The following is a 12,209-nucleotide window of genomic DNA, read 5'->3' as shown; positions in this document are numbered from 1 at the left end:
TAGAAGGCGATAGACTTTTGGATATCCTGACAACTGACAACTGACAACTGACAACTGATAGCGATAGACTTAGTTTTAGTGTTTTGAGTCCTATTTCTCACTCTTTATTGATGAAGGCAGATATTTCGCGCAATGTATTCTTTCTTGATGTACCTGCACTTTTTTTAACAGACGAAGTGTAAACTCAAACGTTTAAAATTAGGGTGCATTCTTCCACATGATTATCCTGGATGGTTGAAAAAGGAGTTATCCATGTTTCAACGTTGCTTGTTCCTGTTTTGTCTTTGGACTTGGTCTTGGTGCGCCATTGCGTCAGAAGAAGTGGTATTTCTGCATACTGGGCATCAGCTCTCCGGGCAATATCTGGCGCCTTTGAATGGCCAGCATGCAAAGGCTGTACTGCTTTTTGTCCATGGTGATGGCGCGATGACTTATGACGCCGATGGGTATTATGCCATTTTCTGGCAACCTCTGAGGGAGAAGGGCTTTGCTATTTTTAGCTGGGATAAACCCGGTGTGGGAAAATCGACTGGACGCTGGCTGAATCAGTCAATGTCCGATCGTCAGTCCGAAGTTCGGGCTGCCGCAAAAGCTGTTCAAGATAAATATGGTTTTACATCAAAACAGACCGGATTGGTCGGTTTCAGTCAGGCGGGCTGGGTGCTCCCTGAACTGGCAAAACAGCCCTCTGACTTTGGCTTCATGATCGGTATTGGTTTCGCATCTGACTGGATCGCTCAGGGAAGGTATTACGCCAGAACAAGACTGGCAATCACCGGAGCATCTTCGGAAACGCTTAAGGCGGGTTTAGCTGATTACGACAAAGAGATTGCATTATTGCGCACTCAGCCTTCTTTTCTGCATTATCAGTCTGTTGTCGGGGAGGGTGATCTTTCGAAGGAACGGTATTCATTCGTGCTGCGTAATTTTCAATCGAACGCTGTGGCAGATTATCCGCACATTGCTATTCCGACCCTGTTGCTTTGGGGAGATCAAGACCTCAATGTTGATGCCCGGTCAGAATATCGCTGGTGGCAAGTGCATCCGAACCCCTGGGTAACAACGCAGCTGATCAAAAATGCCAGTCATGGTTTACTCAAAGCGGACACCTTTCATTCGCAGCAGTTTGGCTTGTTGCAGTGGATCAAGCTGATGTGGATGGAACAGGACGCAATGGCACCTGATGTGCTGCCAACGCTATTGACCTGGCTGAACGCATTGCCTGTGTCCAGTATTGAACGAGATTGAAAAATCAATGTGATGTTGGATATTTGTTTTATGAGCGATGATGTCCGGTTAACCCTTTTAATCCCCAGACGATCGCACCGATGACAGCCGTTGTTCCTGTAGCAAAGATTTCATCCAGCACCGGTGTATTTACGGTTTCATCCTGAAAAAGGTTAAAAGCAATTTCAACTGCGGGGGATATCATATCCACAAAAAACAGAATGATTATCAAGGTGCATAAATTTTTTATTGTCGCAAAGTCATGTTCATAATTTATCAACACGGCTGAATCTCTAGCAACGACTGGTTCAGCTACAGAATCAGCTTGATAGGCGTGAAATAAATCATCAAAAAAACGTCTCACTGATATGGTATACCAAGCGTGAAATTCATGGGTATCTGAGAGGACCGTTTCTCTCACGACTTTCCGGAATGCATTTTCCTGGGTGATGATGGAGGACTCTAATTCTTGTTTCACCGAATGAATATCACGGTCTTTCTCTGCTTCGAAATGTGACTGAATGTCATGCCAGACATACCCTTCATATAAGTTTCTGTTTGGGTTTAACTCTCTATCCATCGCATGATGAATCAGTTCCAGAAAAACAGGTGTTGTTAAAGAGGCAGCCAAAAACAGATCTTTTCCTGGTTCATGACAGATGCAATCGACGAAGTTTGTCCATTGTTCTTCAAAGATTGATCGTCCTGTTGAACGGATCATTCTATCTTGTCTCCAATACATTTTAAGGGCTGTATGAAAAGCTCTTCCACCTTGAACCCAAGGTCCAACGAACGCTGATGTATACACAATGCCTCCGGACGTTTTTTACATAAGTTGGTTATCCGTATTTTATATAAAGTATTCAATTGCCACATATCAAAGGAATATCATAATTTAATTCTGCATAGTAATTAAAGAACAGGCTCATTGCTTTCTCTGGATGAATCATCAATGAGCCTGTTTCTTTTTGATTACTTATTTTTGGGTAATATTGACACCTATTTCTTTCCCACCACTGTCGGATAGATTAACTTCACGGCAGGCAGCCCAGATAAAGATCACTTCTTTAGCTTGATGTATAGCTGGAGAGAGATATTCAAACAAAGTAGTGAGATTAACACCATCTGAATAAACACTGTCAACTGTGACCTGAATGTTGAGGTCATCAGCCGGTACTGGGTCATTGTATTTAATCTGATGCCAGGTTGTAGAGTTTGGCGCACGTATGTTCAAACCTTCAGGCGGATAGAGTCGCATATTAGGAATATGCGTATATTGTTTAGCTTCTTGTTCCGGTTCCAAACCTTTAATTCGACCTTGATCCAACTCTCCCCCAAATGCATCAGACATTAGTTTGGCGTTGAGAGTATAAAACTTAAAATGACATCCTGCGGGCACTTGAACAAAGGCATCACTGCCAAGCGGCCACATTCCATGTCCACTGAAGACAATTATTTTCGACATGACATTTTCCTCAAGTATTGCTGTAAGTGATTAAGAATATGTTTGGAAAAACGCGCGACTGGTTCAGCCGCGCGTTGTACTGATTTAGCTCAGTACACCTTGCAGAGCGGCTTGACCTGCTTTTTTCAGTACGTTCCGTACGCTTCCCCAAAATGCAGGGTTGACACCCGCAGCTTTGGCTTGTGCAATACGATTTGAACGGTCAACGCTTTGTGCTTGAGTTGGAAGTTTCATAATATTCTCCTATTGAGATTTACAGTTTTATTTTGAGGCGCAGCCTCAGGGATATGCTGCGAAACAACCTGGCAGCAATTCTGTTGACCGGCACGAAATTAATAGGCGTGCCAGGTCCGTAAAGTTCCGATGGTGACAGGTATCACGTCGCTGACATCCACGGTATAGCGATAGAGTTTCCGCGCTGCGGTTAAGCGCTCTTTCGGGTTAAAGAATTCCAGAATGACATCCCAGCAATCTGATTCCGGCCGACTGACAGGGCTCTGTTCAGCGCTGATGCGATTTAGGAACAGATTCTCTTCGAAGGCATCATCGAAAATTTCTTTCATCTGATATGCATTTGTGGCTGCATAATTGATTGCACGTTCCTGTGAATTGAGCCCCCGGTTACGCAGCTCGTAATAGATCCGGTTGAGGAAATTGGTCATTTCAGCCGTTTTGGCTGTATCTTTCGTCTCGCCCATGACCAGTTCTGCTAATGTTTCGGATTTCCAATTGAACATGCCTCGCAGGACAGGGGAGACCTTAGGAATGACATGACCATTAAACAGTCGGGTTTCTCCGGTCACGACACCTGCGATAGAAACACGCTCCACACCGGCAGTTTCCTGTTCATGTAAAAAGCTGACTAAACGGGCATATTGCAGCACAGCAAATTCACTGTCCGGGTCAATGGCATAAACCGGTATCCCATCAATTTTCAGCGTCCAAATCAGCGCATTTGACTGTTCTGCGTTATCGCCTGTGTTCAGGTGTTGCGCCATACACTCCGGATCAAACGGATGTGAATCTTTATTGCCCATCACTTGAGTGAAGTAATCCAGACGGGCCTCTGTCCCAAAATCGTATCCAATGGTGCCAATCAGGAAGACTTTCTCTGCCCCCTGAATTTCACGGGCATCTTTAATGGCTTGTGCCCTGACAGGTCTGGGTTCTCCGTGTACATAGCGGTTTGCCGCTGGATCAGCGATCCGGGGTAATTTCAGCGCGGCTGGCTCACATGTTTCATAGCCAGAAAGGTTCCCCGATGACAGTTCTGCCGAACTTATCTCTGGTTCATCCTGCACGCTTGATTCAAGGGTATCAATGAGCCCCGGTTCAAGGTCACTGATATCATCAGCCACTTGTGGCCTACATTCAGCCGACTGCATTGGGTTGGGTTCAACAGCATGTGTTGAGGGTTCGTGGTTTGACATGGCATTCGTCCTTTTGGGTGGTGGTTTCAGATTTGAGTGATTTGTTTTGCGCACAACGTGTCTTAACAAAGCAGAAAGATTGATTCGATGTACGACAACGCCGGAACGGTTTGGGCTGTTCACATACATGAATGAGGCAGTTTCAAACAGAATTTTGCGTAACCGTTCTGGGGTGTCTGATGCACATCTATCTAAATGGAGTGCGTTGATGAGTAAAGCGCAGATGCCTGAGACGATTGGCGTCGCAAAGCTGCTGCCACTCACACTGGTAATTTGGTTATCAGGAGTCGCCACAGGCATGAGCACACCGGGCGCCAGTAACATCTTCTTGACTAGACGTTGGCCATGATTATTAAAAATGGCCGGTATTCCTTCGCGATCACACGCACCCACGGCAAGCACGGAATCGAGAGATGCGGGTATGCTTTCCGTGTTCTGTCCTTCATTTCCCACCGCAGCAACCACAAGAACACCAGCGTCTTGGCATAATTTGATTGCTTTACGTAATTCGTCCGTTCCGCGACCATTGAGCGAAAGTGATGCGCCGCTGATGTTAATGATGTCGCACTGATAGTGACATGCTTGTGTGATTGCTTTCGCGAGTATTCGCTCTGAACAACCGCTGATATTCCCTTCATTGTCTTCATGGAAAACGGGAAAACTTATGATATTCAGATCGGTTGCCAAGCCGACTCCCTGCCCAGCAATTAAGCTACAGACAGCAGTGCCATGCTTTGTCTGTGCTTGCTGAACCTCTCCAGCTTGCTGGATTGAAAGATGAGTGAGCATCGGATGGTTATGTTGAATTGCACCATCAATGACAGCCACATTTATCCCCGCGCCGTGTTTACCTGCAGTTTTTAATTGCTCGAGAACAGAGACAAGTTCCTGCTCGACTGCTGATTCCATAACCATTGAAGACTCCAATCGGTTTATTATTCAGTCAGTCTCTGAACTTCATCCATACATAAAAAAACAAGCTGTAACGTCGGATATCAGAGATTTTTCTGTGTTTAAAAATCTGTCGTGTTATTCAAGTTCAGATGTTATTCCTTGCCTGATATGCAATGAATTTCCTGAACTTGTAAGTAAAGATACTTAAATTTTTTTTGGTATGCCGTATCGCTTTGGTATCAGTTTGAAGGTGAGTGATGGGTGAACATTTCTTTCATTGACGGATGCTCTTCTGATTCTTGAAGCAATAAATAAAGTGTTAAGCAGGCATGGCTGAGCGGCTGCAGGGATTCGTCACTCTTCTGGGTCAAACTTGGCTTCCAGTGAATGGTGGTGCTCTGCCATTTGGGAAAATTGACCTCAGCATGAGGAGCGACAGGAAGGAGCAGGTCGTCCGTTTTTACTTGAAAGAATTTCGCGAGTTTTTTCAGTGTTGTATTGGATGCCTTCTGTCCTGACTCTATCCGTTTGAGCGTTGCGATCGATATATAACAATGGCGCTCCAGACTTTCATTGACCAGATCTTCTTGACTTAACCCTTTTTTTTAATCGCATTGCTTTAATGAGTGATGTGTTAATTAGATTTCCATGATTCGACATGATTATTTTCCTTTTTGGTTTTGGGTTGGAATGGTGATTTGAGGGGCACAAGGAGAGCAAGAATTAGGAGGGCTTGAATGCTCACTTGTTTCCCTTGAATGAAGATTCCATGTGATTTCGAACGGAGAGTTTGTATATTTTGAATACAACAGTATATGTAGTTCAATGAATTCTGCTTCACAGGTTTCAATACACGTTCTTAGAGTGATCTCACGAGAGTCATTTTTACTGGAATCAATTTCTGGATGGGAGCTCTGCCAATGTCATGCAGACAATACGATATCTGAAAGCATGGCTGATCACTTGGGGACTGATAGTTTATATGTGAGTGCTTTGGTAATGGGAGGATTTTCAATCTTTGAAAAACCGTTCAATGAACATCGATTATTTTTCATCCCCCCCGCGGAATATTTTGCAAATGAAGAATAAAGTCTTCAGGCTTCATATTGTCATCATTAAAAAAACGAAGAATTTCACTGGATGTCGCCTGTTGTACCAGTGGGCTGACCGCCATGGAATCAACAATACTTGGGATCAATTGGCCGGTTTGGGAAGCGGTAAGCATGTCTGCTTTTGCTTTCACAGAACAGCGGTTAAAGCCATCTAATGTAATATCTTTCCTTGCAGGAATGGACCCTTTCACTTTGTTGAAGGCTTTCAGGAAGGCAGGGGAAGACAATGTCTGACTGACAATCTTAGCTGTCTCCGGATGGGTCCGCGGGCTGTCAAATAGGGCAAAGCTGTCCATATTGTAAATAAAGCCCGTTTGTTTCGATGGGGTGGGGTAACATCCGATCGCGTCCGGAATACTCACTTTTCCGGCAAGCAGTTCGCCCAGCACCCAGTCCCCGGAAATCTGAAATGCCCGCTCACCTTCAATCAGTAATTGAGTACCTTCGTCCCAGCGCATGTGTGACATCCCGGGTTTGACGAGTTGGCTGATGGCTCTGAATCTCGCCAGAATGTCATAGGTTATCTGACTGTTAAGCGCTTCGGGGTCCATGTTGATAAAGGCACGCTGGTAATAATCGGCACCGCCGTAGCCAAAGGCCAGATTTTCAAACAGCAATGCAATTTGCCACTGTTCCTTACCCAGAGCCAGCGGCTCTACACCTTGTTTCTTCAGGCGGGCGAAAACATCAATGAGTTCATCCCAGGTGGTGGGAATAGCCAGTCCGTATGTCCGGAGAACCTTACGGTTAATCCACATCCAGTTCAGGCGATGGACTGTGATCGGTATGGCCACATAGTGTCCCTGATACTGATTGACATCCCGGGCAATAGGTAAGAGGTTTTCCTGCCAGTTGCCGTCTGCTGCAACCTTATCTAATTGATGGAGAAAACCCAGCGCCGCCCAGGATTGAATGGAAGGCCCCTCCAGCTGGACCAGATCTGGCGGCGTTCCCGCGATAGCACGTGCCTGCAGGATAGACATGGCTGTATCTCCACCGCCACCCGGGACGGGCAGATCCAAAATATGGACACCTGCATTATCCAGTGCTTCTCTGACCAGATTGAAGGCAGCAACTTCACCTTTGGCGGTCCACCAGTGCAAAAATTCGATTTCTTTCATCGATGACGTTGGTGATGAAGCTGGTTCTGAGGCAGAAACTGGCAGCGTCAATGCACAGATGCAGAAAAGAAGGAATCGTTTCATGTGTCTCTCGTCAATCGGATTAGCACGACTAGCCCCTGCGCAGGATGGTTTTGTAATGTCAGGTCACCACCGTGACTTCGTGCAATACTGCGTGATATCGTCAACCCCAGGCCGGAACCCAGCTCATCTTGCGGATTGACGCGAAAGTAAGGTTCGAATACTTTTTCTGACCATTTCTTATCGAGTCCCGGACCATAGTCTCTGAACTGAATCTGGATGTCTTTTTCTGAATATTCCAGCTGAATATCTACTTTTTTGCCATATTTCACTGCATTATCGACGATGTTGTATAAACATCGCTTGATTGCCAGAGGCTTACCCAAAAAATGAATTGGCTCATTGGTAAACAAATGGACTTTGGGCTCGTTGCGGTTGTAATAGCTGGCACATTGTTCGAGCATCTGAGTCATATCGATCCATTCTGGTTCCTCATGGATATCGGTATCCCGGATACATTGCAACGCACCTTTCAGCATCAGGTCGAACTCATCGAGAATTTTTTCAAATCGTACTTTAGCCTGTTCATCATCCAGCATTTCTGTGCGCAGCTTCAGACAGGCCAGCGGTGTCTTCAGGTCGTGAGAAATGGCACCGAACAACATTTCCCGGTCACGAATATAAGCACGAACCCGCCGGTTCATTTTGTTAAAAGCACGGACGGCTGCCCGTGTCTCTTTACTGCCTTCCTCATCAACCTCTTCGACATAGAGCTGTCCACCCATCAGGGTTGCGGCTTTAGCCAGCCTGCGAATTGGCCGGATTTCCATTCGCAGCAGCCAGACCGTACAAAGGACCAACAGCAGTGAAGAGACACCCAGGAACATGAGCTGTTTCTGGTCGATAAACTGGGGCGACAGCGATGAAAAAGGGACAGGTAAGGTGGCTGCCAGATAAAACCATTCCTGCTCAGACATCTGGATTTGCATCACGACAATGGGTAAGTCCATGTCTCCAAGAGCCAGGCTGTAACTGGCCCAGATTTCCGGGAGAGCATCCAGTTTGATTCCGGAATTGAAGACCCTCAGGTCCTGGCGCCGGCTTAAAGCGATATCGATTTGCTCTGCGTGGTTTATCTTTTGACCCAGTACATCATGCGCGGTTGAAAGCAGCAGTTCAGTCCGGTCATTTGCTGTTGGGAGGGTGACGGGTAATTTCCGCTGGTTAATCGAGATAAAAAAGCGCGTACCGCCCATTTCACGTATCTGGTTCAGGATCAGGTAGCGATAATTCACGGGCAGCGCATGGAAATAGTTATAGGTGTCTGCGGCATTCGACATCAGACTTGTCATGGTTTTCTGCAGGTTTTCGGCTTCTTTTTTTGCACCGGACTGATACCAGATCAGTCCGGCGATCAGTTCCGCAATCACGATAACGATGAGCAGCGTTGCACCAATACGAAAAGTGATGGAAGAAAAAAGAGATGATAGAGAAGTCAGCTTCATGAGGAGAATCAATTACACCGTTATCACATCACTGGCCAGCATGTAGCCTTTGTTTCTGACGGTCAGAATCAAAGACCGGTCATCATCATGCAGATGTTTTCTCAGGCGGCTGATCTGGACGTCGATCCCCCGTTCAAACGGTTCGGCATCCCTTCCCCAGATACAGCGGGCAATATTGTCACGGCTGAGTAACTGATTCGGCTTTTCCAGCATCAGGCTGATCAGGTTGAAGTCAGCCCCGGAGAGCGGAATGATTTCGCCCTCTTTGCTGATTAAACGACGTTTTATCAGGTCACAGGTCCAGCCGGAAAACTGTACCAGATGGTGCGATGCGGCTTCTCCGTGTGTGACCTGAGTCCGGCGCAGCAAGGCTTTGATTCGCGCCAGCAGTTCTCTCGGGCTGAATGTTTTGGTGATGTAATCATCAGCTCCGATTTCAAGACCGGCAATCCGATCCACTTCATCGGTCACAGCGGTCAGCATGATAATCGGCACATTGGAACGCTTCCGGATCTGACCGCAGAGGGTTAGCCCGTCATCTCCCGGCATCATAATATCGAGAATGATCAGATTCGGTTCGGCCTGATTGAAGTGTGCCCACATCTCTTCGCCATCGCAGGCAGTCAGTACATGAAACTCTGAGCGACCAAGGTATTCAGTGAGTGCATCCCTGAGTTCCTGATTATCGTCCACGACGAGAATCGTCTTCATTTCTCTGGTGTTCTTCATACCTGACCGCGTTGCTTATTCCATTTGTGTATCTGATACATCATTTCAACATGGAAAACCACAGCTATAGCTCAAAACTCATACGTACCTCAACTTGGGTATGTAACAGGCTACTTACAAACTCATAGGCTTTTGTAACCTTCAGTCCGCTTGTTTTCATTAAGTTAGTTATGTACCTCTACGAAAATATCAAGAAGGACATAAAAAAATGATAAACAGTACTTTTGGACTCTTACAACGGATTGGCAGATCTCTGATGCTGCCAGTTGCCGTGCTTCCGGTCGCGGGATTATTGCTTGGGATTGGGTCAGCCAATTTTGCCTGGTTGCCGGAGTTGGTCTCAAACATTATGGCCATGTCTGGTGACGCGGTATTCAGTAATCTGGCACTGATTTTTGCTATCGGTGTCGCACTGGGATTATCAGATAATGACGGCGCTGCAGGGCTTGCTGCAACGGTCGGTTTTGCCATTATGACAGCCACCATGGGAGTCATGGCAAAATTGCACGGCATTGAACCTGCAACAATCATCGGGATTCCGAGCCTGAATACCGGGGTATTCGGCGGGATCATGATCGGTGCTGTGGCCGCTTATCTCTTTAATCGTTTCCACAATATCAAGTTACCCGAGTATCTGGGCTTCTTTGCCGGTAAACGTTTTGTCCCAATTATCACCGGTATCAGCGCTATTTTCCTCGGGATTTTACTGAGTTATGTGTGGCCGCCAATCGGCAGCGCAATTGACAGCTTCTCGCACTGGGCGGCATACCAGAGTCCGACAACCGCGTTCGGGATTTATGGTCTGGTTGAACGTTCCCTGATCCCGTTTGGTCTGCACCATATCTGGAACGTTCCTTTCTTCTTTGAAGTGGGAGAGTATGTTGATCCGGCGACTGGCAAACTCATTAAAGGTGAAATTCAACGTTATCTGGCAGGTGATCCGACGGCGGGAAATCTGGCGGGTGGTTATCTGTACTCTATGTGGGCGCTGCCTGCTGTTGGTCTGGCAATCTATCATTCAGCCCGTCCTGAAAAGCGTGCCCTGATTGGCGGGATTATGGCTTCTGCAGCGCTGACTTCCTGGCTGACAGGGATCACGGAGCCGATGGAGTTTTCCTTTCTGTTCGCCGCACCGGTTTTATATGTGATTCACTGTATCCTGACGGGGCTGGGGTTTGCATTGGTGACCGCGCTGGATATTCATCATAGTGTGACTTTTGCACATGGTGCGATCGACTTCCTGCTTTATTTCCCACTGTCGCAAAACGCCTGGTTGTTTATTGTGATTGGTCCTTTGTGGGCACTGATGTACTACAGCATTTTCCGCGTACTGATAGCCAAACTCAATTTGATGACACCGGGACGTGAAAGTGAAGCTGATGAAGTCAGCAGCCTGTCTGAAATTGGCACTGAGCTTGCGCAGAATCTGATTCAGGCTCTGGGCAGCAAAGAGAATATCAAGAATGTCGATGCCTGCATTACACGTCTGCGCGTGACGTTGCTGGATATCAAACAGGCTGATATTCCCAAAATTAAACAGTTGGGTGCCCGTGAAGTACTGGTGGTCGGAGATAATCTGCAGGCTATTTTCGGGACGCAATCAGACAATATTAAGACCGAAATGAAGGCGGTTCTCGTCGCTTCAAATTAATCCGGGACCGGGCGGTGAGAACCGTCCGGTTTCATTTGTGTTTATTGAAGAAAAGGAATGACTCATGCATTTTTCGAAGCGTTCAATGATGGCGGGCATTTTGGCTGCGGCTGTGTTTTCTCCGTCGTTGGTACAGGCTGCACCATTGGATGTGAATCAGGAAAAACTCTATTTTCTGAGTCCGCACCCGGACGATATTCTGCTGACCTTCGGCGGTCTGATCAATAAATTATCCAAAGAAGGAACACTGGATCAAAAAAACAATGTCACTGAAGTGTTTTTCTCTCTGTCAAATTACACAACGAACCATCTGAATGAGCTGACCAATAAACGTGTATTTGATGTTTCAACGATGCGGAACAGTGAAGATTTCGGGGCCCACATAAAAATGTTCGGACAGTGGGATAACTTTCGGTACAAAACGGCTGGCTTCTATGATGCGCCATTGCGGAAATATGAAGGCTCTGTCACGGCTGGTGGGGGGCCGGCAGGAACATTTGCGGACTTCCGTCAGGATGAGATTGCCGTTTATGAGCGCATTGCCGCTGATGTCACACCAGTATTGAAGCAAGAGAACTGTGCCGCATTTGTTCTGTTGGCAAACGGCAGTCATATTGATCACTTCATTGTGCGTGAAGCCGTGATGAAAGCAGCGCATGATTTGGGGAATGAAGCAAAATGTCAGATCTATTTCGGTGAAGATCAGCCATACACGGGAGCGAATCCGGAAAATGCAATGGATGAAGTGAATAGTATCCAGGCCCGGCTGCCGGCGAATGCTCTGACCTCCATGACTTTCTGGATAGATAAACAGCATAAGATCGAGATGTTTAAGGAATATTATCTGAGTCAGTACGACACAGGCTATATCCCGCCACTCGAAAGCACAGATTATGAAACCATTTATAAATGGGATAAATCGACATACAGCGCACTACAGCCCCATGCGAAGTGTCAGGCTGCATTCTGTAATTTGCAGTAGCGGATCTGTTCATTTCCCCCGAACACATTCGTTTTCTCTGCGAACCGGGAAGTAAGATACTTCCCGGTTGAT

The 12,209-nt window shown here is 46.6% G+C and carries 11 protein-coding genes; 3 read left to right on the top strand and 8 right to left on the bottom strand.

Annotated elements, in window-relative coordinates; all coding sequences use genetic code 11:
- Positions 1 to 252: 252 nt before the first annotated feature.
- On the top strand, positions 253 to 1,248 hold the full coding sequence (locus L4174_RS20340) for a S9 family peptidase (RefSeq protein ID WP_248142058.1): 996 nt from the start codon (positions 253 to 255) through the stop codon (positions 1,246 to 1,248).
- A gap of 28 nt (positions 1,249 to 1,276) precedes the next feature.
- On the opposite strand, the gene L4174_RS20335 is transcribed toward L4174_RS20340, so the two are convergent.
- The 8 genes from L4174_RS20335 to L4174_RS20305 all read right to left on the bottom strand — a co-directional run bounded on the left by L4174_RS20335 (position 1,277) and on the right by L4174_RS20305 (position 9,486).
- Entirely contained in the window at positions 1,277 to 2,035 is a 759-nt protein-coding gene (locus L4174_RS20335) for a hypothetical protein (RefSeq protein ID WP_248142059.1), read from the bottom strand.
- A gap of 168 nt (positions 2,036 to 2,203) precedes the next feature.
- Positions 2,204 to 2,692, bottom strand: coding sequence for a putative adhesin (locus L4174_RS20330; protein WP_248142060.1), 489 nt, complete (start codon positions 2,690 to 2,692; stop codon positions 2,204 to 2,206).
- Positions 2,693 to 2,776: 84 nt separating this feature from the next.
- Entirely contained in the window at positions 2,777 to 2,926 is a 150-nt protein-coding gene (locus L4174_RS20325; RefSeq protein WP_248142061.1) for a hypothetical protein, read from the bottom strand.
- A 98-nt stretch (positions 2,927 to 3,024) separates the two neighbouring features.
- Complete coding sequence (locus tag L4174_RS20320; RefSeq protein WP_254589135.1) at positions 3,025 to 5,037, bottom strand: PatA/PatG family cyanobactin maturation protease; 2,013 nt, start codon at positions 5,035 to 5,037, stop codon at positions 3,025 to 3,027.
- 218 nt (positions 5,038 to 5,255) lie between these two features.
- Positions 5,256 to 5,564 (bottom strand): helix-turn-helix domain-containing protein, encoded by a 309-nt coding sequence (locus tag L4174_RS24150; protein ID WP_371929444.1) that lies wholly within the window; start codon positions 5,562 to 5,564, stop codon positions 5,256 to 5,258.
- A gap of 503 nt (positions 5,565 to 6,067) precedes the next feature.
- Positions 6,068 to 7,333 carry an ABC transporter substrate-binding protein gene (locus L4174_RS20315; protein ID WP_248142062.1) on the bottom strand — a complete coding sequence of 422 codons (1,266 nt, stop codon included), beginning with the start codon at positions 7,331 to 7,333 and terminating at the stop codon, positions 6,068 to 6,070.
- The gene (locus tag L4174_RS20310; protein WP_248142063.1) at positions 7,330 to 8,775 is read right to left on the bottom strand and encodes an ATP-binding protein; all 1,446 of its coding nucleotides are present in this window, start codon (positions 8,773 to 8,775) and stop codon (positions 7,330 to 7,332) included. Before L4174_RS20310 ends, L4174_RS20315 begins: the two co-directional genes overlap by 4 nt.
- 12 nt (positions 8,776 to 8,787) lie before the next feature.
- Positions 8,788 to 9,486, bottom strand: coding sequence for a response regulator (locus L4174_RS20305; protein ID WP_248142064.1), 699 nt, complete (start codon positions 9,484 to 9,486; stop codon positions 8,788 to 8,790).
- A gap of 226 nt (positions 9,487 to 9,712) precedes the next feature.
- On the opposite strand from L4174_RS20305, the gene ptsG reads away from it, so the two are divergent.
- Positions 9,713 to 11,155, top strand: coding sequence for a glucose-specific PTS transporter subunit IIBC (ptsG, locus tag L4174_RS20300; RefSeq protein ID WP_248142065.1), 1,443 nt, complete (start codon positions 9,713 to 9,715; stop codon positions 11,153 to 11,155).
- A 64-nt stretch (positions 11,156 to 11,219) separates the two neighbouring features.
- On the top strand, positions 11,220 to 12,137 hold the full coding sequence (locus L4174_RS20295; protein WP_248142066.1) for a PIG-L family deacetylase: 918 nt from the start codon (positions 11,220 to 11,222) through the stop codon (positions 12,135 to 12,137).
- Positions 12,138 to 12,209: the final 72 nt, after the last annotated feature.

It is taken from the genome of Photobacterium sp. CCB-ST2H9, assembly GCF_023151555.2.
Classification (GTDB): domain Bacteria; phylum Pseudomonadota; class Gammaproteobacteria; order Enterobacterales; family Vibrionaceae; genus Photobacterium.
This window is presented reverse-complemented; position numbering and strand designations above follow the sequence as displayed.

Bases quoted from the DNA above. Each gene is read 5' to 3' on its own strand.
- L4174_RS20340 (WP_248142058.1), top strand. From the start codon at position 253: ATGTTTCAACGTTGCTTGTTCCTGTTTTGTCTTTGGACTTGGTCTTGG.
- L4174_RS20325 (WP_248142061.1), bottom strand. From the start codon at position 2,926: ATGAAACTTCCAACTCAAGCACAAAGCGTTGACCGTTCAAATCGTATT.
- L4174_RS20320 (WP_254589135.1), bottom strand. From the start codon at position 5,037: ATGGTTATGGAATCAGCAGTCGAGCAGGAACTTGTCTCTGTTCTCGAG.
- L4174_RS20310 (WP_248142063.1), bottom strand. From the start codon at position 8,775: ATGAAGCTGACTTCTCTATCATCTCTTTTTTCTTCCATCACTTTTCGT.
- ptsG (WP_248142065.1), top strand. From the start codon at position 9,713: ATGATAAACAGTACTTTTGGACTCTTACAACGGATTGGCAGATCTCTG.
- L4174_RS20330 (WP_248142060.1), bottom strand. From the start codon at position 2,692: ATGTCGAAAATAATTGTCTTCAGTGGACATGGAATGTGGCCGCTTGGC.
- L4174_RS20315 (WP_248142062.1), bottom strand. From the start codon at position 7,333: ATGAAACGATTCCTTCTTTTCTGCATCTGTGCATTGACGCTGCCAGTT.
- L4174_RS20295 (WP_248142066.1), top strand. From the start codon at position 11,220: ATGCATTTTTCGAAGCGTTCAATGATGGCGGGCATTTTGGCTGCGGCT.
- L4174_RS20305 (WP_248142064.1), bottom strand. From the start codon at position 9,486: ATGAAGACGATTCTCGTCGTGGACGATAATCAGGAACTCAGGGATGCA.